This is a genomic window from Niallia sp. MER 6 (genome assembly GCF_023714395.1).
Lineage (GTDB): Bacteria > Bacillota > Bacilli > Bacillales > Cytobacillaceae > Niallia.
This window is the reverse complement of sequence record NZ_JAMAUK010000007.1, coordinates 141,959-165,157: the sequence shown is the minus strand read 5'-3', so window position 1 is coordinate 165,157 and position 23,199 is coordinate 141,959. Positions and strand designations below refer to the sequence as shown.

The window sequence follows — 23,199 nt, the reverse complement described above, 5'->3', positions numbered from 1 at the left end:
AAAACTCCTTATCGTTAAGATAAGGAGTTTTCTTTCTTTACAAAATCCTGAACCATTTTAATTGTAACGATTTTTCGTGTTGGAATAGTTCCTTGTTTTGCTAATTCATTAATTTGCTCTGTGACTGCATTAATATTATCGACAGTGAAGGGATATTCGTTTTTGCAGAGAGCAATTGCTTCTTCAATAATGAATTCTCGCTGCTGATCTAATGCTTGGAACTTTTTACACGAACATTCACTTTATTAACATGTTTGGTAATGGCTTTATGTACATTCATGATTAAAGCTCCTTTAACAGTAATTTAGTTTTTTTTATATACTCAGATAAAGAGTAAAAAATACTAGTTTACATAATATTATTATATTACACTTTAATTACGTATGAAATCCAAGTTAGATGGACAGCGAAAATACTTGCATATAATAACAGGGGAACAATGAGAATAATCGTCCATGTTTTTACATGTTTTGTTGAAAAAGTATAAGCGAAAATAAAGAGTAAGATTGATAAGAAGAATTTCAAAGCTAAAAACAAAAAAGGAGATATCTCCCAGACAGAACTCATTAACGGGTTTCCTTCATCTATTAGCTCAAGCTGTATCCCAATATAGGTTAATAACCCATCTGCTAAATTTAAAAAACTGATTATTAAAAAGAGTATTTTCACAAAAAAACACCTCTAGTTCTAGTAGTTAACAGCTAGTTATTCTTACTAATTATCCCAATAAATAGCAAAAAATTAAATAGGTCATAACACGGAGAAGATAATTTCATTCTTTTGTAGCAGTTTTGACTGCATTACCGCGCATAATATCTCTTATGTGCGGTTTATTAAGGAATATAGTATAATAAATAATAGATAAAAGTCGAAGATTGGTGGATTATAGAGATGGATAATAATTTATTAGCAAGTTGGTATGAGGATGAAATTACTATCTTTCAAACAGAGATGGACAATAAAGATTACAGCAAATTTACAATAGAAAACTACATACGGGATATTTTCTTATTTTTAGAATTTATAACAAGAAAAAAGGCAGCAAAAGTAGAACTAGGGGATGTAAAAAAACTTCATATAACTCTATTTATGAATGAGCTTAAAACGAAAAGAGGCAACAGTGCTGCATCAAGAAATAGACGGCTGACAGCATTGCGCTCTTTCTTCAAATGTTTAATGGACTATGAACTTCTCGATAAAAACATTGCTGCTGAACTGGTTAGTGCAAAAGAACAAAAAGGAAAGCTGCCGAGTTATTTAGAAAAGGATGAGTTGAAAGCATATTTTGAAATGGTCGGCATTGTTTCCCAAAAGCAGCATCAGCGCAGAAATAAAATCATGATGGGCTTGATGGCTTTTGCTGGTTTGCGGGTTTCTGAGATTCATATTCTGAACATATCCTCGATTCAATCTGGCAAAAGAGGGTTGCACGTCTTAGGTAAAGGTAATAAAAATAGATATATTCCTTTGCCAGCAAAGCTTTATGATGAGCTGGCGGCCTATATTAAGGAAGATAGAATTCTGCCAATGAAAGGCTATGAAGATGCATTATTCATTTCAAGAAGAGGGAAAAGGATCTCAAGAAGAAGGATTCAGGAAATAACAGAGCGTATATGTGCTTCGATTGAAAGCGAATATCCAGAATATAACTGGAAACAAAAATCTATCTCCAGCCATAAGCTTCGCCACAGCTTTGCAACACATCTTGTCAGGGACGGCAGAGATATCAGAACAATTCAAGAGTTGTTAGGACATACAAATTTAAATACAACCCAAAAATATACACATGTCTCTGATGCGCAAAAAGAAAAAGCGATGGAGATGGAGCTGTCAGATTACTTTAATTAATTTTACAATAATAATATTATGTAAACTAATAAAATTATTGTCAGTATACATACTTTCTTCCTATATGAATATGCATAATAATAGACATATGGAGAAGGAAGTGTTCATGTAAATGCCAAGCAGAAAACATAGCGTTATAGTAAAAGCACCAATGGAGAAAGTATGGGATTTTGTTCGCTCAATGGATAATTGGGCTCCGCTTGTGCCAGGGTATATACAGCATCAACTTATCTCAGAAATGGTGTCAACATGGGAATTCAAGACAGATCTAGGCATTCTAAAGAAGAAGATCTCGTTAAGAGTAGATATTCTTAAATGGGAAGAACCTTCTGAGGTTTCTTTTAAATTAACTGGTATAAATGAAAAGTTTATGGGAAACGGGTATTTTTCAGCCGAGCAAAGCGGAGTGAATGAGACGAGGATGACTGGCTACTTGGAAATCAATGCGTTTGGAACGTTTGCACCAATGGTAAATAGTGTTCTCCAGCCGAAGCTCGATGAAATCACTCAAGAATTAACGATTGAAGTGTGTAAGGCAATTGAAAATGGTTAAATATAATATTATTATGTTAATTAGATAAAGATGTGTTGTAACTAAACACATCTTTTTTTTGTTGTTTCTTCCTTTATAACCATATTTTACATTTAATAACTATGATAATAGTAGTAGGAAAATAGATTGAGAAAAGCTATAATATAGGTAACTAAATTACATCTGAAAAGGGCAAACTTGTTGAAAAGCAAGGACGCAAAGCTATGGGCCTAACCGTTAGTAAAAACGAATGGCTGCCAGGCTGCCAGACTTCTCCTTTGGATTAGTCTAGGCTTTTCTAAAAGGAGAAGTATATATATGAAGAAACTAGTCATTCTTTTTCTGGTGGTGGGATTAATGCTGCCTGCTTTCAATGCAAATGCTGCAGAAAGCAGTAAAACAAATGCTACTTGGATTTGGAATCCATGGTCATTAACATCAGCAGCTGGTCAAAATAAAATCATTAGTTTCCTAGTGAAAAATCAGGTAACGGATGTTTATTTGCAGGTTGACCAAGAGGTTGCACGGAAGGTATATCAACAATTTATTACTAAAGCGACTAATAATAAAATCAGTGTTCATGCATTAGATGGTGCACCGAAATGGGCGTTGGACGGCGGTCAAAGTTATGCTGACAGCTTGTTTCAATGGGTGAAAAGCTATCAAAAAAACAGTACGGAAAATCAACGTTTTACAGGTGTTCATCTAGATGTAGAACCATATATTTTGAAAGAATGGAATACAGACAGAGCTGACGTTGTATTAGCATATCAAAAATTAATCAAACGCAGCGGACAACTAAGCAATAACTTAAACCTTGAGTTTAGTATGGACATTCCTTTTTGGTTTGATGAAATAACATTTGCCAATACGTATGGGAAAAGCAATCTTGCAAAATGGGCTATTAAAAACAGTGATTTTGCCACAATTATGGCATACAGAAATGCAGCAGCAGGAATCAATGGTATTAATGCTCTTGTAAAAACAGAGGTGCAATATGCGAAAGACTTTGGCAAAGCAATCAATATTGGTGTTGAAACAGGAGAGTCTTCTGAGGGAGCAAATATAAGCTTTTATGAAAAGAGTAAGTCTTATATGAAAGGTGAGCTTGCGAAGGTAGCTAAAGCGTATCCACAAGAAAATATAAACTTTGCAGTCCATTATATTGAAACATGGATGCAAATGAAATGAGAAAAGGACCTTGAAGGTCCTTTTTTTATCCTTTAATGTTAACAATTATTCTTCCGCGTACAGATCCTTCCAAGATGGTTGGCAAGACAGAAGGAAGCTCTTCGAGCGTTACTTCACTTGAAATAAATTGGGTTAAATCAGCTGGTTTTAAGTCTGTAGCGATTCGGTTCCAAACCTTTTTTCTTGTTTCCATCGGGCAGTAGACAGAATCTATCCCCAGTATATTAACGCCTCTTAAAATAAAAGGATAGACTGTTGCCGGGACATCACCGCCGCCTGTTAAGCCGCTCACAGCTACCGAGCCGTTATAAAGAAGCTTGCTTGTGATCGCAGCTAATGTGCTTCCGCCAACAGGGTCGATGGCAGCAGCCCACTGTTGTTTATCAAGGGCTTTCAACTTGCCGTCATAAATATCTGTGCGGGAAATGATGCTGTCAGCACCTATAGTTTGTAAATATGTATGCTCCGATTGCTTGCCTGTACTTGCATCGACCTTATAGCCCAGCTTTGCAAGCATTGCCACACCAAAGCTTCCGACACCACCTGTTGCACCTGTTACGAGTACTTTGCCATTTTCAGGAGTCAAGCCGTTTTCTTCAAGTCGTTGAATGCTTAAGCCTGCAGTGAAGCCTGCTGTCCCAACAATCATTGCTTCTTTTAATGTAAGGCCATCTGGAAGGGGCACAATCCAATCTGCAGGGATATTTGCATATTGACTGTATCCGCCGCTGTGCGATACGCCAATCTCATAGCTTGTGGCAATAACTTTATCGCCTTTTTGATAGCGTTCATCATCAGATGAGACTACAATGCCTGCTAGATCAATGCCTGGAATATGTGGAAAGGAACGGACGATTTTGCCGTTTGGTACACTTGCAAGTCCATCTTTATAGTTTATTCCAGAATAATGAACCTCAATAAGAACATTTCCTTCTGATAAGTTATCTAGGCTGACTTGGTCCACTTTTAAAGAAAAATCCTCGTCTTTTTTATCTACAACTACTGCTTTAAATGAATCTATCATTGTCGTTTCACCTCGTTGCCATCTTAACACTTTTTCTCCAGATTGGTCAAAACATCCATTTTGAATAAGTGAACCTGTGCTAGAATAGCTTGGTTTGATTAATTAGGAATGCTGAACTTTGGCTTTTTTTTCAAAATACAAGAACAGATTTGTCATCCATTTTGCTGTTAAGGCAACAATAACATAGCCAATAAATAGATGAAGGTAATTTGCACCTTTGCCAAACTCGAACATGCCTATAGCAACAAACAAAGGTTTTAAAACAAATGCGAAAACAGCAGATAATATTATTGACCATACATAATAATTCTTTTGTTTTGCTTGAGACCACTGATATATGAAGCTAAAAAACACCGGTACAAATGAGACGTCCAATGCAAAGCTGGATGGAAGGATTGGCAGCACCTTATATGGATAAAACCAATAACCATTATTAGCGCCATATAAATCGATATAGGTAAAGAACACATGAACATTGTATCCATAGAAGCCGAGCTGGAGGGCATTACGCTTATTTATCAATAGAAAAAAAGCAATTAACGGCACTATTAAAAGAGCAAGTCCAATCCAAAACTGCCAGTGATCTGGTCCTGAATAGCCGAGCCAATATTCAAACCACTCTTTAGAGTGACTCCATTCATCTTTTTTTAATTCTTCAAGCAGACTTTTTTGCTGTGTATTCATTTAAAGCATCTCCATTAAGTGTTTAAGTTTAGTGTTCGCTTTAACGGAAAATTACATGTATCCCTGAAAAAAATAAATCGAATTACAGTGTCAGAACAAAAATATTGGCAACAATAATAGGAAAAAGGAGAATCGAACATGAAAATAGCCACAGATGTATATGGATACAGAACAGCTATCGCAAATATCGCATTCATTTCTGGACTAGGCAAAAATAAAGATGAATGGGTACTGGTTGATGCAGGGGTGCCGTATTCTGCTAAATTTATCTTGAAATATGCTTCCACGTTATTTGGCAGCAAGAAGCCAAAAGCAATCGTATTAACACATGGCCACTTTGACCATATCGGGGCATTGCCGGTTTTGCTTAAAGAGTGGGATGTACCAATATATGCCCATCACGAGGAGATGCCATATTTAACAGGAGAGAAGGAGTATCCAAGACCAACACCATTTATTGTTAAAGGACTAATGTCGTATTTATCGCCGTTTTATCCCCGTGATGGTATTGGGCTTCACTCTAATTTGCATGAAATAGAAACTGGCACAGAGTTAGAATTCATGCAGGGCTGGGAGGGCATTCATACACCAGGGCATACGAAAGGACATATATCGTTATACAGAAAAGAAGATGGACTGATGCTGGCAGGAGATGCTTTTGTTACCGTTAAACAAGAGTCATTACTTGCTGTATTAACGCAAAAAGAAGAGATACATGGACCTCCTGCTTACTTTACACCAAACCGTGCAGAAAGCAGAGAATCAATCATTAAACTGGCAAAACTAGAGCCAAGCACCATTTATACAGGTCATGGAAAACCGCTATACGGTAAAGAGCAAATTGCTAAAGGTCTTTATCAGCTTATTCGCCATTATGATGTTGGTTTTGCTGAATCGCCAACCGTTGTATAAACGGCAATCTTATCCCATGCTCATAACAGCAACAGGGATAAGATTTTTTTGTGTTTAAATTGGAAAAAGGATATTACTTTATTGATTGCTGGTTTCATGGTAATCTATTAATTTAGAATGATTATTATTAATAAGGAGCATTACAGATGAAATTAGTAACATGGAATGTGAACGGCATAAGAGCATGTGTAAAAAAGGGCTTCTTAGACTTTTTTCATGAAATAGATGCAGATATATTTTGTATACAAGAATCAAAGCTGCAGGAAGGCCAAATACAGTTAGACTTAGAAGGCTATCATCAGTTTTGGAATTATGCGGAGCGAAAAGGCTACTCCGGCACAGCTGTATTTACAAAACAGGAGCCAATCAGTGTCACTTACGGCATTGGGGAAGACTTTGAGGAATTAGAAGGAAGAGCTATTACACTAGAATTCCCTGAATTTTTTTTGCTGAACGTGTATACACCCAACTCGAAAAGAGACTTAAGCCGACTTGGATATAGAATCGAATGGGAAAAACAGCTAAAAACCTATATAAAAGAACTTGATGCCGTTAAACCGGTTATCTACTGTGGGGACTTAAATGTGGCCCATCAGGAAATCGATTTAAAAAACCCAAAATCAAATCTCGGCAATTCCGGCTTCACAGTGGAGGAGCGGGGAGAAATGACGAGCCTGCTTGATTCAGGCTATATTGACAGCTTCCGCTATCTGTTTCCAGACAGAGGTGATGTTTATACTTGGTGGTCTTATATGGCAAAAGTAAGAGAGCGGAATATCGGCTGGAGAATCGATTATTTTATCCTGTCTGAACGTTTAAAAGATAGACTGGTAGATACAGAAATTCATTGTGATGTCATGGGCAGTGATCATTGTCCGGTAATGTTGCAAATAAATATTTGATGAAAGCCCAAGCTGAATGCTTGGGCTTTTCGCTGGCCATTTTTCCTGCTCGATTATATGTATGTCTGCAGAAATCGAGAAGATAATAGTTTAAGACATACAATAAATTCATAAATAATCCAATTTTTAAGGTAAAAGTATTTGACGAAATATCAGTTTAGTTATAAACTAAGATTATAAGTTTACCGCTAAACTCATAATTAGGTGAATAAAAATGACGAATACAAACAGAAATGTAAAGCTAGGCGTATTGTTATGGTTCCGGCTTTCCCGGTTTTATAACAAAAGCAACAGAAAAAGCAACCAGCACTTGAAAGAATTCGGACTGAATGTTGCACAGCTGGATTTGCTGGCGCAAATTGGTCATAATAAATCTATTTCCCAGCAAGAGCTTGCAGATAAATTACTTGTTTCAAAAGGGAATATTGCTCAGCTTTTAAAGAAGATGGAGGAGCAGAACCTGATTGAAAGAAAACAGGAATGGAAAACGAAATACGTATCGCTCACAGAAAAAGGAACTAAGCTGTACAGCGAAGTGATTCCTCAACAAGAGATGTTTCAAGCGGCTCAATTTGATGCATTAACAGATACGGAAAAAAAGCAGCTGCTTCATCTGCTAAAAAAAATTCAGAAATAGAAAGAAGGAGTTAAGATGAACTTTAAAGGCATTCATCACGTGTCAGCCATGACAGCAAAAGCAGCGCAGAACTATGATTTTTACACAAAAACTTTAGGCATGCGCCTTATTAAAAAAACAGTAAATCAAGATGATCCATCTGTTTATCATCTTTTTTATGGTGATGAAAAGGGCAATCCAGGGACAGAGCTTACCTTCTTTGAAATCCCAAATCTTGCTCCGAACAAAGAAGGTGTCAGCAGTATCTCTGCACTTTCTTTACGTGTGCCGAGTGATGCATCCTTACAATATTGGGTGAACCGTTTTGATGAGTTGCAAGTCACTCATGGGGACATTCTCCAAAGAGCGGGACGGAAAACACTTGAGTTCAGAGATTATGAAAACCAGCGTTTCTTCCTTGTTTCTGATGAACAAAACAGTGGGGTAGCAGGAGGAATACCATGGAAGAACGGACCAATTCCACTAGAGCATGCAATTATCGGCCTTGGACCAGTTCAGCTGACCGTCCGCCGAACAGAATCAACCGTACGTGTGCTTACAGAGCTAATGGGGTTCCGTTTAAAAGGACAATTTCCTTCCACTATTAAAGATCAGCCTGATGTGTTAGTGTTTGAAACGGGAGAAGGGGGAACTGGCGCAGAAGTTCATATTGAGGAAAGAACCGATTTGCCTGTGCAGCGGCTAGGCAGAGGCGGAGTCCATCATGTTGCCTTCCGTGTCGATGATGAAGAAGAGCTGTATGCATGGATCAATAAAGTCAATGAATCAAGATTCCAAAACTCAGGCTTCGTAGACCGTTTCTATTTCAAATCTCTCTATTTCAGAGAACCAAACGGTATCTTGTTTGAACTGGCAACAGATGGTCCTGGCTTTGATACAGATGAGCATATTGATCATCTTGGAGAGTCATTGGCACTTCCGCCGTTTTTAGAGCCGCAGCGTGAACAGATTGAAGCAAGATTAAAACCCCTTGATACAAAGCTAGATGCATAATAAGGAGTGAGCTTTAGCTCTCTCCTTATTTTTTGTGAGGCAAAAAGGCTGTCTATTAGAGAAACGAAAAGTTATAATACTAAGAGTATAGTACTTAAGGGGGCAAACAGAATGAAATGTGTATCCATTGATCTAGACGGAACTCTGTTAGATGACCAGCATCTGATTTCCGAGAATAATAGAAATGTTATTAAACAAATGAAGGACAATAATATAGAAGTAATTCTAAATACAGGCAGACAGTATGCAGACGTTATTAAAGTTGCTGGTGTCGCTGAATTGGAGCTGCCAATTTTCTGTTTGAATGGAAGTATGATGTATTCAGAAACAGGGGAGCTGCTTTATGAAACTACTCTTTCCAAAGAATTGTACTTTGAACTTTTAGAAAAACTAAAGCCGTTAAACGTCGGTATTCTTGTTTATACAAATAGAGGAGGATTCCCAGGTACTTTACCTTCCTTAAGAGGGAAATCATGGGACCAAATTGAAGAAATGTTCAGCAGCCAGGATTATGAAGGCATTGTTGACATGGAAGATATTAAGATATATAAATTGATAGCTGTAGTAAATGAAACGGAAATTGAGCGAATTGATACAGTTAAAAATAGTTTAAAAGAGATTTCCAGCGTATCCTTTTCATCCTCTTTCCCAAATAACTGTGAAATCACTTCAAGTGCTGCTCAAAAAGGCAAAGCAATTAGAAGATATGAAAACATGAAGAAAATGGTATTCGATGAAATTTACTCATTTGGAGATGGCGGCAATGATTTAACACAGTTCGAAGTGTCTACAAGATCATTTGCAATGGAAAATGCTCCTGATGAAATAAAAAGAAGAGCAAGTGATATAACTAAGAGCAACAATGATGATGGTGTAGCTTATGCAGTCACCGAAATTCTAAAGTTGGTCTAAGCAATGCCAGGAGCATAGACTAAGGTCTATTGCTCCTTTTCTTTTGAGAAATCTACAAAGAAACAGAGGTTTTCAGTCAAGAATTCTTCACATATACTTGCTATTTTCATCATAAAAAGCCAAAATAAAGAATGGTTGGCTACATTAAGTCAGCCAGTAGAAAGTAGGGATATGAATTGACAGATTTTAAAAGCTTAGGAATCAATGATAATGCAATAAACCTTTTGCGAAATAGAGGTATAATAGAACCTTCTCCTATTCAAAAAATGGTTATTCCATCCATTTTAGAAGGAAAAGATGTGATAGCACAAGCCCAGACTGGTACAGGTAAAACATATGCATTTGCTTTGCCAATCGTACAAAAGCTAAAAAAAGATGCAGACTATATTCAAGCATTGATTGTCAGCCCAACAAGAGAGCTAGCGATCCAAATCGCTGCCGAAATAGAGAAAGTGAAACCAGATTATGCAGAGGTGCTCACTGCTTACGGCGGGCAGGATGTAGAGAAGCAGCTGCATCGGATGAAGGATAATATCTCCATTGTTGTTGCAACACCAGGCAGACTAATCGATTATATGAAACGCGGCCACATTAAGCTCGACCGCTTGAAAGTGCTAGTGTTAGATGAGGCAGACCAGATGCTTCATATCGGCTTCTTAGAGGAAGTCAAATACATAATGCGTAAATCAGCAGCAAACAGACAAACTTTAATGTTCTCTGCAACGATATCAGATAATATTAAAATGCTTGCCAAGAAATATATGAAAGAAGCTGAATATATAACAGCAGAGAAAAAACAAGGTCCTGCTGTAACGGTAAAACAGTTTTCGATGCACTCAACAGACAGAGCGAAACAAGGAACATTAATGAGTCTAATTACATCCTTTAATCCTTATATGGCTGTTGTCTTTTGCCGTACGAAACGACGTGTAAGCAAATTGTATGAAGTTCTCCGAAACAATGGCTTTGAGTGCCGTGAATTACACGGTGACCTTTCCCAAGCGAAACGTGAACAAGTGATGAAAGATTTCCGTAATGTAAAGTTTCCAATTTTAATTGCTACAGATGTTGCAGCAAGAGGGTTGGATATTGACGGGATTTCACATGTATTCAATTATGACATCCCAGCAGATGCAGAAAGCTATGTGCACAGAATCGGACGTACAGGAAGAGCTGGCTTAGAAGGATTTGCGATTACTTTATATACTTCTGATGACAGACAAACATTGGATATGATAGAAGATGAGCTTGGCATTCGTATTGAAAAAATGCAGCAATTAAAAAAGACGGATGATAAAAAAGTTCAGGAGAAAAAGGCCCCAGACAGTAAACGGAAAACTGGCTTCCATGCTGCGCAAAAAGCAAAAGCTGTTCAAGGAAGAAAAAAACAGTCTTCGAATGAAGATAAAAAGCAAGATAGTGGAAAAAGAAACAGCAATAGTGGAACAAGACAGGAAAAAGGGCGCACGAATGGTTCAAATGCAAGCAGGCATACAGGCAGTGCTGTCTATAAACCAAAAAGATCTAAAAAGAAATAATAAGGTAAAGGAGCTATCAGGAACGTGATTAAAGCAAACATGATGAAATACATTGAAAAAAATGCAACTAACAGTAAAATCTCCGTTCTTCCATTAGAAAGAGCATACGTACTTGAAAATGAGTTGGCAAAGGAAGAAAATATCGCTGTTAGCCAGTTAACTGACCGACTTGGTCAAACTTATATGGAGCTTGCCAATAAAGAGAGTGATGAAGTTGTTAAGGACAACTTGCCTGCCTCTTTTTTGAATGACAAGATTTCACTATTAAAAGCAAATCTTGAGGAATACTTATACATCGAGTCTGATTTATTTGACATTATTCAAGTGGAAGGACTGACATTGGAAGTAGATTCTGTATTTCGCAAGTATGATGCATTGTTCGGCTTCAAAGCACCTAAAAAACAGGAAGCCGTAATCCGTGCCTATTTTGCTGAACAGCTGGGAGAAGAGAATTCTTACAGCTTGATGTTTAACGGACAGGACGGACTTTGGGATGTAAACCTTCCGATTGAAAATGTAGCTGGTTTTACAGAGGATTTAACAATCGCACAAGCGTTAGAGCTGTTTTACCAATTCATGTTTGGGTTAGGAAAAAAGCTGGAAGAGAAATAAAAAGGGGAGAGAGTAGCGATGGGTGACTCTATTATACGTACACAGGTTGATTCAACTGTGTTTACTTGGGATAAAGAAAAAGGTGTATTTACATTTGACGGAGCCCCATCTATGCTGTTTTGGGACTCCGCGATAGAATTATTCATCAGCACGATCATTGAGATATCAGGGGAAGATGTGTCTAATACCGTTTTAGAGGCAACTGGATTCCGAATGGGCGAGCTGGTGAGCAGTTATTACAAAGATAGAATTGATACACGAAATGTACTTACGCAATATATCGATATTTATCGGAATGCAGGCTGGGGGAAAATTAATGTCCGCCATTTTTGTCTGGAGGACAAACGAATGATCCTGCAGCTTGAAAACAGCTGGGAGCATCGCATCTATCAATCTCTCAAAAAAGAGCAGGCGCTCGTTCTTTTACCAAGCCATTGGGCCGGAGTGTTTACAGGCTTATTGAAGGAAAACATGTGGTATAAAGTCAATAAATCGCAGCTGTCTGGCAGTGAATATGATGAGATTGAAATTTTCCCATCCACTATTACACCTAATGATAATATCCATGAGCTTGCACGACAAAAAGAACAAGCATATATCAGTGAGCTGGAACAAAAAGTAGCGGACAGAACGCATGAGCTGACAGATCTTGTCAAACATTTGTCTACACCGATTATGCCTGTGTTAAAAGGGATATTAGCAGTCTCCCTTGTCGGGAAATTTAATGATGAGCGATTTGAAGGACTGCTCCAAACAACCTTATTTGAGTTTTCCAAAAAAAGAGCTAGTTATTTGTTGCTGGATATGACGGCAATCAGTGAATTTGACGAGTATATTGTTTTTCGCCTGCATGGCTTAGTAAAGGCAGTGTCCCTTTTAGGCGGGGAATGTATCCTTGTTGGCATCAGTCCGACATTAGGTGTGCAAATTGTTAACTCAGGAGTAGATTTAAGTACTATTCCAACCTTCTCAACATTAGAACAAGGTATTGAGCATGCAGTCGACTTGCTTGGCTATGAAATCGTAAAAAAACGGTAAGCATTCTGCTCCATCTTTGCAAAGTCAAAGATGGAGCTTTTTTTGTGCATGAAAAGAGCAGCAGAGTCAGATGATAACAAGCAAATACTAATTTAGGAGGCTCCATAAATGCCTGAATTACCAGAAATGGAAAACTATAAACGCAATCTAAATCAGTTGATTCAAGGTAAAGTCATATCTAATGTAATAGTTAACAGAGAAAAATCTATTAACGTTGATCCGCAAACTTTCATACAAGCAGTTCAGGGAAATACTGTTAGTCTTGTTCAGAGAAGAGCTAAGCATTTGCTGTTTCGGTTAAGCAACGGTAAAGTACTGCTGCTGCATTTAATGCTGGGAGGCTGGATGTTTTATTCAGAGGAAAAAGACAAGCCAAAGCGAACGGTTCAAATCCAGCTTTCATTCGGAAATATGCATCTGTATTTTATTGGACTTCGGTTAGGCTATCTTCACCTATATACAAACGCTGAAGCAGAAGCCGAGCTTGCTGATTTAGGACCGGAACCACTTGACTTAAGCTTTACTAAAGAGGATTTTCTGGCATATATAGAAAAAAAGCGCGGCACATTAAAGCTCAAGCTAGTCGATCAGCATTTCTTATCTGGCATCGGAAACTGCTATTCAGACGAAATCTGTTATCATGCAAAGCTGCTTCCTGAAAGAAAGCTGGAGGACTTAACTTCTGAAGAAAAAACAGCATTATATACGGCTATTCAGACTGTACTTAAAGAAGCGACTGATATTGGTGGCTATATGGAACATCCTCTATTCATTAACGATAACAAAACAGGCGCATATAATGACCATTGCCGTGTTTATGATTGCGAAGGCCAACCATGCCAAAGATGCGGTACAAAGATTGTTCAAACAGAGATTTCCTCTAAAAAAACCTTCTATTGCCCTAACTGTCAGCACTAAGTGTCTAAACAGCTGCTCTTGTGGTCATAATAGTCTTTTATAAATGCATCTGCCAAGGAGTGAAGTTGGATGTTGAAAAGACGTAAATTCGTACTGCTTCCTGTTATGATTGGAATGATTGTGTTACAACTGAGCGGAACCATTTCCTTTCATGTGGAAGCAAATGCTAAAGGAAACGAGGGCGAGCTGAACAGTCAGCTGAACAGCTTGCTCAACACCATCCCTGAATTAAAGGGAAGTCTCGCTGGTATCAGCATTCGTGATCAAAACAGCGGCCAAGTGTTGTTTGAACAAATGGCTGTAACGAGATTAGCTCCTGCTTCGAATTTAAAGCTGTTAACAGCAGCTGCTGCTCTTTCGGTTTTAGGTCCTGACTACCGTTTTCAGACAGAGATTTACACAGACGGAAAGCTGGAAGATGGGGTGTTGAGTGGGAATGTCTATCTGAAAGGAAAAGGAGATACAACATTACTGGCAAGTGATTTAGATAAAATTGCTGAACATTTGCATGCTAAAGGGATTAATCAAATTAATGGCAGTATTATTGGAGATGCGAGCTGGTATGATGATGTGCCGTACTCAGTTGATTTAGCCTGGAGTGATGAATCCACCTATTATGGAGCACCAGTTTCTGCTTTGACTATGTCACCAGATAAAGAATATGATGCAGGCACTATAATGATGAAGGTGAAACCTGGGGCAAAAGCTGGAAGCAGGGCAATCGTCAGTGTTTTGCCTTCTTCACTTAAGCTTGAAATGAACAATAAAACCACAACTGCCGCACAAGGAGCAAAAGAGGATATAGAGGCAGAAAGGGAGCATGGCGGGGAATCTATCAGCTTAAAGGGAAATATCCCAATAGGTGCAGAGGAAACAAAGGTTTGGGTAGCAGTAGAAAGTCCTCCGGATATGGTGCTGGATGTCTTTACGCAAGCATTGGCAAAACAGAACATTACTTGGACAGGTCAAGTTAAGGAAGGGAAAACTCCAGATTTGTCCACTCCAATTATTGTGCATAAATCCATGCCGCTGTCAGAACTGCTTATTCCATTTATGAAGCTCAGTAATAATACGATAGGAGAAACACTCTTAAAGGAAATGGGCAGAGTGGAAAAAGGGGAAGGCAGCTTTGATGAGGGAATTGCTGTTTTGCGGGACCAATTGACACAATTTGGTCTAGATAAAAACAAAATACTTCTGCGCGATGGTTCTGGCATTTCGCCAATTGATTTAATAACAGCAAACGATTTGTCAACATTGCTTTTCAACGTGCAAAAGCAAGCCTGGTTTCCGATTTATGAAAAGGCACTGCCTGTCTCCGGCAATAAAGATAGAATGATTGGCGGCACACTGCGCAACCGTCTTTTTTCTGAAAATACAAAAGGGGCAGTTAAAGCAAAAACAGGTACATTATCTGCAGTCAGCTCCCTGTCAGGCTATGTTAGAAGTAAAAGCGGCAAAACATACATATTCTCGATTTTGTTGAATCACTTAATGGATGAAAAGCAGGGCAAGGTCATAGAAGATCAAATTGTGGAATTGTTAGCATCCCAATAAAAAGAAGCCAGGAAGGGGAAGCCTTCCTGGCAATTCATGTTTACGTAAATACTATCCCATCTATTTCCGGCCAAAATCAGCTTTAATCTCGCCGTGAAGATGGGTTTCCCACTTGATAATTTTGTTTTCATAGCTGTTTTCCTTCAGCCATGCTTCTGCACGTTCAATCATTTGCCAAAGCTGTTCTGTACGGCTGTCTCGAGTGAGACTTGTATTGGCTTTTTTATTGCGCACCCATGACAGTGCAGTCATGCTGTCACTGTATATGGTTGTGTTTTTTCCTTGTTTTTTAAGCATCACAAGGGCATGGACAATTCCTAGAAATTCGCCAATATTATTTGTGCCAAACACAGGACCGTAATGGAAGATTCTTTCACCAGTTTTTGTGTCGACACCTTGATACTCCATCATGCCAGGATTTCCGCTGCATGCTGCATCTACTGAAATGCTGTTTTCGTCAATCGGCAGAGAAGAACTGCTACTAGCTGCATTGCTGCTTTTTCCTGCTGCGGAAGACGAACTGAATCCGCCTTGCTTATATGCTTGCTCTGCTTCTGCCAATGTCGGAAACGATTTAAAGGACGCACCTTGAAAGCCCTTTGTCTGCCTTTCGCATTCAGCCCAGGTTTTATAAATCCCCGGCTTACGACCTTTCCACACGACATAATATTTTTGTTTTGCCATAAAGAAGTTGCCTCCTCAAACTAAAGTCATTTCCTAATCATAACACAGCTTGTCACAAAAAGAACTTGCTAAAAGTATTAGCAAGTCCTAAATAAAGCCTTAGTTTGGAACTCCGTATTGTTTTTGCAGTAACCCCTGCAAATATTCAGCAAGCTGCAGCATCCCGAATATACCAGCTTCTTTTTCAGCATCCGCATTATAATTAGTGTTTGTGTTGATATCGTACGTATACAAGTTTCCATCTTTATCTTTCATAAATTCAATTCCTGCTACTTTAATTTTTTGTGCTTGCAGAAACTGTTCATACTTTTCAATGATAGGCTCATTAAACTCTGTTTGGATGGTGAAGCTTGGCTTGTCTTCCACCTGTTCGCCGACAGGGCAGAAGAGATCATTGATCTGGCACGCATCTGCCGGGCACAGTTCAAAGCCGCCTGCTGTGTCAACCTTCACTGCATACACAAACTTGCCGCCTACAAACTCGCAGCGTGTAATGCTTTGGTCAGGTGTTTCAATATATTGTTGAATGAGCGTGATTCCATCAACAGGCTCTTCAAATTCAGGGCCATACACATATCTTTCCAGCTCTTCGATTGAATGGAACAGGCGGACACCTAAGCCTTTTCCTGCTCTGTTATGTTTCGTAATAAAAGAAGGATCGCCTAGTTTTCTAGCAGCTTGGATAATTTGCTCACTTCCTGTAGCCACAAGCGTTCTTGGTGTTTTAATACCATGTTTGAACAAGGCCGCGTATTGGGCCGCTTTGCTCACTTCAAGTCGAAGTGCGCCCGTTCCATTTATCACAGTTCTGCCGTATGATTCCAGCCATTCGAGCACAGCAGAAGTATATTCTGCCGCATAGCGGTGGCCTCGCGTATGGGAGGAAGCGCTCATACGGCTGTAGAAAATTCCTTCAGGCGGTTCTTCAGTTAAGTCAAAATTGCCTTCTGACAAATCCCATTCCTCAAATGGAATATTAAGCTCCTCCAAACGTCTCGTTAAATGAACAGTCCATTCACTGTTTTCATGGATAACATAAACTTTACTCATCACTTCGTCACTTCTCTTTCTTTTTTTAATGATGCGACAAGGGGCATAACTTGTTCTGAAAATCGTTGCATTTCTTCGAGCTGAGGAGAGAATTGCAGCAAGAGCAGCGTAATGCCGGCATCTTCATATTTAACAATTTTTTTAGCAATTTGCTCTGGAGTGCCGATAAGTCCTGGTCTCAAGCCTCTGTTAGAAACAGAATAATCTTGCAATTTAATTTGCTGTTCTAGCTGTGATTTATTTACAAAATCATCAAAGCCTGCATAGGCAGAGGATTCTTTCACATCTGTAATTCTAGCAAGCTCTTCTTGTGCTTCTTCCTCTGTATCACGGCAAATAACATAGGCAGCCATTCCAAAGGACGTAAACAAATCTTTTCCAAACTCTTTCCTTTTCTTCTGCATATCTTGAATTTTTAGAGAAATCTCATCGACTGTACCGCCATGCATCACATAAGCATCGCAGGTTTCAGCAATGACTGCTTTGCCTTTCGGGCTTTCTCCGCCTGCATAAAGGATTGGATTAGGCTTCTGCACAGGTTTAGGAGAAAGCTTTGCTTCTTTAATGTCGTAGAATTTCCCTTTATAACTGAATGTTTCTTCTGTCCATAATCCTTTTAAAACAGCTAAGAATTCCTCTGTACGCTCATATCTCTCATCGTGCTCTGTGAAGATCCCGCCATACTGCCTAGCTTCTTCCTCCCACCATGCAGACACAACGTTTAAGGTGAATCGGCCGTTGCTAATATGATCGATATTGGCGGCCATCTTAGCAGCAACTGCAGGATTGTGAAACCCAGGACGGATCGCTGTCATAATTTCTATTTTATCGGTAACTGCTGCAAGTGCAGCGGCAGTTGACCAGGCTTCTAATGAATCTCTTTCAGGGCCTTTAATATCATTTAAGTATAGTTCTGCAATCAACGTTGTATCAAAGCCCCAACTTTCTGCACTTTGAATGACCTTTTTTGCATAATCGAATGTAGGCGGCATGTTTTCATTTTCTACATTTCTAAGCCATCCGCCAAAAATAGGCAGCCAAAATCCATATTTCATGTTGATTCTCCTTTTTATGTAATCTGATATTTTAGGACGCTAAAGTTTTTAGAATATTTATAATGTTATTATAGAGATATACTAACTGTCAATAGAGTGGACACTTTAAATCCTATATAAATACTCAGATTGCTTTGAAACTCGTATAAATCCACAAAAAAAGCATTTTCTTATGCATGGAAATACAGATATTTTCAGGAAGGAAGAGTAAATCAAGATTAAACAACCAAACTATAAAAAAGGGGGAATTTGTTTGTCTTGGTTAATTTATGCTATTCTTTCAGCCGTTTGTGCAGCATTAGTTGGTATCTTTGGAAAAATTGGCTTGCAAAATGTTGATGCTAATACAGCAACAGCTGTCAGAGCAATGATTATGACAGTTTTTCTCTTCATCATTGTAGCGATAGAAGGCAACCTGCATAAAATTCCGAGCATTATTTCTGATAAAAAGAATTTCATGTTTATTGTATTGAGCGGCATCGCAGGGGCTACTTCGTGGCTGTTCTACTTTCTAGCATTAAAAACAGGAAAGGTCACACAAGTAGCGCCAATTGATAAATTGAGTGTCGTTTTGGCTGCACTTATCGCTATCATTTTCTTAGGAGAAAAGATTAGTCTTCTGAACGGTGTAGGGATTGGATTAATTACAATAGGTGTTATTTTAGCAGCACTTCATTAATTTATTTTCAGGAAGGATATCCTTCCTGATTTTTTTATTGTTATCGTAGTGAAATCCTCTCAACAAAATACGGAATTGTACCGATATAAGAGTGTAAATAGGGTGCAAAATCCTTATTTTCCTTCTTATTAAGGAGGTACATGAGACGATTGGAGAGAGCAACAATGATCTATAAAAACAGTCAAACGAAATGGATCATTACCCTTTGTTTATGTGTTGTTCTATCAATGCTTGTAAATATCTTTTATCACTTTCTAAATCATGTTGTATTCATTTTACTGCATCTTCTTTTCAGCCTTATTTCCATCTTTTCCTTGATGGTGCTGTTAAAGAACATTTCTGCCCTTATAATGGAGCTGAAAAACAGCAGCACTAAATTGCAGACTATTTTTGAAACGATGGATATGGCAATTTGGTTTCACGATTATAAGATAGGAACATTATTCATCACTTCGGGAATGGAAAGAATTTATGGTCGATCAACAGCAGAATTTTACCAAAATATTGATTTATGGAAAGAAGTAGTTCATGAAGACGACCGAGGTCTGATAACGGAAAGACTGGAAGCATTAAAGACCGAAAAAGAAGTCACAAGCATATACCGAATTATACGGCCAGACGGTCAAATCCGCTGGATTAAAGACAAGGGCATTCCCTTATATGACGGTAATGGCAAAATGATAGAATTCACTAGCATTTTTTTTGATATAACGGAAAGCAAAGAAAATGAAGACCGTTTTAGTACACTTGTGGAAATGTCGCCTGACATAATTGCTGTTGTCAGTAACTATGAAATGCTTTATATCAACTTTGCAGGCAGTAAGCTCATTGGTGCATCCAATCCATTAGAGCTCGTTGGCAACACCGTGTATGAGTTGCTGTCAACGGAAGACTATGAAAAGATTAATCACGAGTTTTCCATTAACGGCGCTAAAAATTTGAGAGTAGAAGTGCAAATTAAAACATTACAGCAAAAAGTAATGGATGTTGAGTTGTCCTGCATGCCAATTTTATTCGCGGGAAGTCATGCCGTGCTTGTTGTTGGGCGAGACATTACAGAACGAAAGAAATCTGATACTTTAATTAAGCGTTTGGCATATAATGACACGTTAACCGATTTGCCGAATAGAAACAGCTGTATGGTCTATTTGCATGATCGTATCCACTGTCTTGCTGTTGAAAGCTTGTATGTGCTGTTTTTGGATCTTGACCAATTTAAGCGGATAAATGACACGAGGGGACATTCAACAGGAGATATGATTCTAAAGGAGGTAGCTAATCGCCTGAAATCTTCTCTTGAAGAAGGTGATTTCGTCGCAAGGCTTGGCGGAGATGAATTTGTCATAATCCTCGAAAATGCAGACTTACAGGAAATAAAAAGTAAAGCAGACAAAATTCTGGAGGCTTTCACGCAGCCGCTTTTCATTAAGATGGAAGAGTTTTTCGTCACACCAAGCATTGGCATCAGCCATTATCCATCTGATGGTAAAGACCAGGAAACATTGATTAAAAATGCAGATGCGGCAATGTATTTGGCTAAGGATAATGGCAAAAACAATTATCAGTTTTATTCCCACGCACTGGAGGAAAGCAGTTCGAGAAAAATGGTGCTGGAAATGGCTTTAAGAAAAGCGATTAAGCTTAATGAGCTTTCTTTAGTTTATCAGCCTCAATTTAACATTATTACAGGTGAGATTTTTGGGGTGGAAGCATTATTGCGCTGGAAGCATCCCCAATTTGGATTTGTTTCTCCAGCCGAATTTATTCCAATCGCTGAGGAAACAAACTTAATTATTCCAATTGGAGACTGGGTTATAAAAGAAGCATCCAGGCAGATGATGGAATGGAACAAGCAAGGCTTAAATGATATTAAAATGTCGATTAATATATCGCCAAGACAATTTCATTGTCAAGATTTTGCAGAGATTATCAGTAATTTTGCAGAAGAGTACAGCTTGAACACAAAAATGTTTGAATTAGAAATTACAGAAAGCACGCTGCAAAATATTGATTTATCTTTGAATATCCTGCATAAGCTGAAAAGTTTAGGTTTTAATATTTCAATTGATGATTTTGGCAAAGGCTATTCTTCTTTAAGCTATTTAAAGTATTTGCCGATTGATACGATTAAAATAGACAAAACATTTGTCGATGATATAACAGATCCAGTTCATAAAGGGTCGTTAGTAAAAGCAATTATTGATATGGGTCATAATATGAATTTTTCTGTTATTGCCGAGGGGATAGAGAACGAAGAACAGCTAGATTTCTTAAAAGTTAATCATTGTGTACTTGGACAAGGCTTTTATTACAGCAAGCCGTTGCCAAGACAGGAAATAGAACAACTGCTGTTTGCGCAGGCTTCAGCAGGAAAATCAGAAAGGACTTGAATAAACTCAAGTCCTTTTTGTTAGGATAATAACCAAACTTGGCGATTGTTTCCATTCATATTGTATAGTATAAGTATATAGAAGTCCGCTATATTTAAGTGGAAGTTTATTTCTTTTCGATAAGGAAATAAATAAGGAAATGAAATGAAAGAAGTTGGTGATGATGTATGCCATGTAAAACAGTAGATGAATTGAAAGCAGTTCTAGAGGAAGCAAAGGTATATACGAAAGATGGAAAAGTCGCTGACTACATACCAGCATTGAGCCGAGCAAATGGTGATGATTTGTCGATTGCGGTCTATTATCCGAACGGTACATGTTATTCAGCAGGGTGTATTAAGGAAAAAATCACCTTGCAAAGTATCTCAAAGGTGCTTACTTTAGCACTTGCATTAATGGAGTCCGGAGAAGACACTGTTTTCCAAAAGGTAGGCTATGAACCGACAGGAGACCCCTTTAATTCCATTGTTAAATTGGAAATGAGCAATCCGTCGAAGCCGCTAAACCCTATGATAAATGCAGGTGCATTAGCGGTCACAAGCATGATTAAAGGAAATTCTGTCGAGGAGCGTTTAACACGTATTGTAGATTTTGTGAAAAAACTGGCAGGCAATGATGACATCAGCTATTCAGAAGAGGTTGCCCGCTCTGAGTTTGAAACATCTCATCTAAACAGAGCTTTATGCCACTTTATGAAACAGCACGGCATCATCAATGAAGATGTGGAAGAACTGCTGGACCTTTACACGAAGCAATGTGCCATTGAGGTTAATTGCCTGGATCTTGCAAGAATAGGGATTATTTTTGCAATGGATGGTGTAGAGCCAGTAACGAATAACCGGATAATGCCAGCGCATGTGGCCCGAATCTGCAAAACCTTTATGGTAACATGCGGAATGTATAATGCATCTGGGGAGTTTGCAGTTCGTGTCGGCATTCCGGCAAAAAGTGGTGTTTCCGGCGGAATTCTAGGCGCTGTTCCTAATCGTTTTGGTATCGGCATTTCCGGTCCTGCCCTTGATGACAAAGGAAATAGTGTGGCAGGAGTCAAGCTGCTTGAAATCTTAGCGAAGAAATATTCTTTAAGTATGTTTTGATTGAGTTGCCGCCATCTGAGTAAATGATATGATCCATTCTATTTCTGCTTTTGGTTATTTTCAAATAGATAGGGGTAACATAAAACTATTTGAGAGACTAGTTTAAAGCAGAAATAGGGGGAATACAAACATGAGCTTAACACCTGAGCAGCGTATAGAATTGCATGGCTTTAATAACCTGACAAAATCGCTGAGCTTTAATATGTATGATATTTGTTATACAAGAACAAAGGAAGAACGAGAAAGCTATCTGCAATACATTGATGAGCAATATAATGCCGATAGGTTAACGAGTATTTTAAAAAATGTCTCCGATATTATTGGGGCACATGTTCTAAATGTCGCAAAGCAGGATTATGAACCGCAAGGAGCAAGTGTCACCTTATTAGTTTCAGAAGGCCCTGTGGCGGAAGCTCCTAAAGAGGTATTTGAAGAATCACCAGGGCCGCTGCCTGGTTCTGTTGTAATGCATCTTGATAAAAGCCATATAACTGTTCATACTTATCCTGAATACCATCCTGATGAAGGAATCAGCACATTCCGCGCTGATATAGATGTCTCCACCTGTGGAGAAATCTCTCCATTGAAGGCACTCAACTATTTACTTCATTCTTTTGATACAGATATCATGATTATTGATTACCGCGTCAGAGGCTTCACCCGTGATATTCATGGACATAAGCTGTTTATAGATCATGACATTAACTCAATTCAGAATTATATTCCCGATGAAGCGAAAAAAACCTTTGATATGATTGATGTAAATATTTACCAAGAAAATATTTTTCATACAAAATGTAAGCTGAAGCAGTTTGATTTAAACAATTACTTGTTTGGATATACAGCTGATGAATTAAGTGAAAAAGAGCAGGCAGACATAACAGAAAAGCTGACAGTAGAAATGAACGAGATTTTCTATGGAAAAAATATCAACAACTAATACAGG

24 protein-coding genes and 1 riboswitch are annotated in these 23,199 nt (G+C 38.4%); of the genes, 17 read left to right on the top strand and 7 right to left on the bottom strand.

Annotated features, from left to right (window positions below; all coding sequences use genetic code 11):
* Positions 1–14: 14 nt before the first annotated feature.
* Positions 15–176 carry a DUF2533 family protein gene (locus M3600_RS29185; RefSeq protein WP_311315904.1) on the bottom strand — a complete coding sequence of 54 codons (162 nt, stop codon included), beginning with the start codon at positions 174–176 and terminating at the stop codon, positions 15–17.
* A gap of 190 nt (positions 177–366) precedes the next feature.
* Positions 367–669: a DUF5658 family protein gene (locus M3600_RS29365; protein WP_396953807.1), complete on the bottom strand. Its 303-nt coding sequence runs from the start codon at positions 667–669 to the stop codon at positions 367–369.
* A 222-nt stretch (positions 670–891) separates the two neighbouring features.
* On the opposite strand from M3600_RS29365, the gene M3600_RS11920 reads away from it, so the two are divergent.
* From M3600_RS11920 to M3600_RS11910, 3 genes are all read left to right on the top strand, one after another.
* Positions 892–1,848: a tyrosine-type recombinase/integrase gene (locus M3600_RS11920; protein ID WP_233313895.1), complete on the top strand. Its 957-nt coding sequence runs from the start codon at positions 892–894 to the stop codon at positions 1,846–1,848.
* A gap of 112 nt (positions 1,849–1,960) precedes the next feature.
* On the top strand, positions 1,961–2,401 hold the full coding sequence (locus tag M3600_RS11915) for an SRPBCC family protein (protein WP_237941399.1): 441 nt from the start codon (positions 1,961–1,963) through the stop codon (positions 2,399–2,401).
* Between the two features lie 160 nt (positions 2,402–2,561).
* Positions 2,562–2,650, top strand: a riboswitch (cyclic di-GMP riboswitch).
* 48 nt (positions 2,651–2,698) lie between these two features.
* The gene (locus M3600_RS11910) at positions 2,699–3,571 is read left to right on the top strand and encodes an amidase (protein ID WP_251646162.1); all 873 of its coding nucleotides are present in this window, start codon (positions 2,699–2,701) and stop codon (positions 3,569–3,571) included.
* A gap of 25 nt (positions 3,572–3,596) precedes the next feature.
* On the opposite strand, the gene M3600_RS11905 is transcribed toward M3600_RS11910, so the two are convergent.
* A complete protein-coding gene (locus tag M3600_RS11905; protein ID WP_251646160.1) occupies positions 3,597–4,595 on the bottom strand; it encodes an NADPH:quinone oxidoreductase family protein in 999 nt (332 codons plus the stop codon).
* 102 nt (positions 4,596–4,697) lie between these two features.
* The gene (locus M3600_RS11900; protein WP_237941402.1) at positions 4,698–5,279 is read right to left on the bottom strand and encodes a CBO0543 family protein; all 582 of its coding nucleotides are present in this window, start codon (positions 5,277–5,279) and stop codon (positions 4,698–4,700) included.
* A gap of 138 nt (positions 5,280–5,417) precedes the next feature.
* Here M3600_RS11900 and M3600_RS11895 point away from each other — a divergent pair, with 138 nt between their 5' ends.
* The 10 genes from M3600_RS11895 (at position 5,418) to dacB (ending at position 15,298) form a co-directional block, all read left to right on the top strand.
* Positions 5,418–6,191 (top strand): MBL fold metallo-hydrolase, encoded by a 774-nt coding sequence (locus M3600_RS11895; protein ID WP_251646158.1) that lies wholly within the window; start codon positions 5,418–5,420, stop codon positions 6,189–6,191.
* A gap of 146 nt (positions 6,192–6,337) precedes the next feature.
* On the top strand, positions 6,338–7,093 hold the full coding sequence (locus M3600_RS11890; RefSeq protein WP_251646156.1) for an exodeoxyribonuclease III: 756 nt from the start codon (positions 6,338–6,340) through the stop codon (positions 7,091–7,093).
* Between the two features lie 214 nt (positions 7,094–7,307).
* Positions 7,308–7,730 (top strand): MarR family winged helix-turn-helix transcriptional regulator, encoded by a 423-nt coding sequence (locus M3600_RS11885; protein ID WP_237941404.1) that lies wholly within the window; start codon positions 7,308–7,310, stop codon positions 7,728–7,730.
* Positions 7,731–7,745: 15 nt separating this feature from the next.
* Positions 7,746–8,723, top strand: a complete 978-nt coding sequence (locus M3600_RS11880; RefSeq protein ID WP_251646154.1) for a ring-cleaving dioxygenase — start codon at positions 7,746–7,748, stop codon at positions 8,721–8,723.
* A gap of 111 nt (positions 8,724–8,834) precedes the next feature.
* Positions 8,835–9,635 (top strand): HAD family hydrolase, encoded by an 801-nt coding sequence (locus M3600_RS11875; protein ID WP_233313886.1) that lies wholly within the window; start codon positions 8,835–8,837, stop codon positions 9,633–9,635.
* Positions 9,636–9,811: 176 nt separating this feature from the next.
* Positions 9,812–11,173, top strand: coding sequence for a DEAD/DEAH box helicase (locus tag M3600_RS11870; RefSeq protein WP_251646152.1), 1,362 nt, complete (start codon positions 9,812–9,814; stop codon positions 11,171–11,173).
* Positions 11,174–11,197: 24 nt separating this feature from the next.
* Positions 11,198–11,785 carry a branched-chain amino acid aminotransferase gene (locus tag M3600_RS11865; RefSeq protein ID WP_233313884.1) on the top strand — a complete coding sequence of 196 codons (588 nt, stop codon included), beginning with the start codon at positions 11,198–11,200 and terminating at the stop codon, positions 11,783–11,785.
* Between the two features lie 18 nt (positions 11,786–11,803).
* A complete protein-coding gene (locus M3600_RS11860; RefSeq protein WP_251646150.1) occupies positions 11,804–12,823 on the top strand; it encodes an STAS domain-containing protein in 1,020 nt (339 codons plus the stop codon).
* 108 nt (positions 12,824–12,931) lie between these two features.
* Positions 12,932–13,741 (top strand): bifunctional DNA-formamidopyrimidine glycosylase/DNA-(apurinic or apyrimidinic site) lyase, encoded by an 810-nt coding sequence (gene mutM / locus M3600_RS11855; protein ID WP_251646148.1) that lies wholly within the window; start codon positions 12,932–12,934, stop codon positions 13,739–13,741.
* A gap of 69 nt (positions 13,742–13,810) precedes the next feature.
* Entirely contained in the window at positions 13,811–15,298 is a 1,488-nt protein-coding gene (gene dacB, locus M3600_RS11850; RefSeq protein ID WP_251646140.1) for a D-alanyl-D-alanine carboxypeptidase/D-alanyl-D-alanine endopeptidase, read from the top strand.
* Positions 15,299–15,358: 60 nt separating this feature from the next.
* Here dacB and M3600_RS11845 read toward each other — a convergent pair whose 3' ends face one another.
* The 3 genes from M3600_RS11845 to M3600_RS11835 form a co-directional block, all read right to left on the bottom strand.
* Complete coding sequence (locus M3600_RS11845; RefSeq protein WP_233313880.1) at positions 15,359–15,982, bottom strand: ribonuclease H1 domain-containing protein; 624 nt, start codon at positions 15,980–15,982, stop codon at positions 15,359–15,361.
* Between the two features lie 99 nt (positions 15,983–16,081).
* The gene (locus M3600_RS11840) at positions 16,082–17,032 is read right to left on the bottom strand and encodes an ATP-grasp domain-containing protein (RefSeq protein WP_251646135.1); all 951 of its coding nucleotides are present in this window, start codon (positions 17,030–17,032) and stop codon (positions 16,082–16,084) included.
* Positions 17,032–18,087, bottom strand: coding sequence for an LLM class flavin-dependent oxidoreductase (locus tag M3600_RS11835; protein WP_251646134.1), 1,056 nt, complete (start codon positions 18,085–18,087; stop codon positions 17,032–17,034). The genes M3600_RS11840 and M3600_RS11835 overlap by 1 nt, the downstream gene beginning before the upstream one ends.
* 253 nt (positions 18,088–18,340) lie before the next feature.
* On the opposite strand from M3600_RS11835, the gene M3600_RS11830 reads away from it, so the two are divergent.
* The 4 genes from M3600_RS11830 to speD all read left to right on the top strand — a co-directional run bounded on the left by M3600_RS11830 (position 18,341) and on the right by speD (position 23,193).
* Positions 18,341–18,766 carry an EamA family transporter gene (locus M3600_RS11830; RefSeq protein ID WP_233313877.1) on the top strand — a complete coding sequence of 142 codons (426 nt, stop codon included), beginning with the start codon at positions 18,341–18,343 and terminating at the stop codon, positions 18,764–18,766.
* Positions 18,767–18,906: 140 nt separating this feature from the next.
* Positions 18,907–21,156 (top strand): sensor domain-containing protein, encoded by a 2,250-nt coding sequence (locus M3600_RS11825; RefSeq protein WP_251646133.1) that lies wholly within the window; start codon positions 18,907–18,909, stop codon positions 21,154–21,156.
* 167 nt (positions 21,157–21,323) lie between these two features.
* The gene (gene glsA / locus M3600_RS11820) at positions 21,324–22,253 is read left to right on the top strand and encodes a glutaminase A (RefSeq protein WP_233313875.1); all 930 of its coding nucleotides are present in this window, start codon (positions 21,324–21,326) and stop codon (positions 22,251–22,253) included.
* A 130-nt stretch (positions 22,254–22,383) separates the two neighbouring features.
* Positions 22,384–23,193 (top strand): adenosylmethionine decarboxylase, encoded by an 810-nt coding sequence (gene speD / locus M3600_RS11815; RefSeq protein WP_233313874.1) that lies wholly within the window; start codon positions 22,384–22,386, stop codon positions 23,191–23,193.
* The last annotated feature ends 6 nt before the right edge of the window (positions 23,194–23,199 follow it).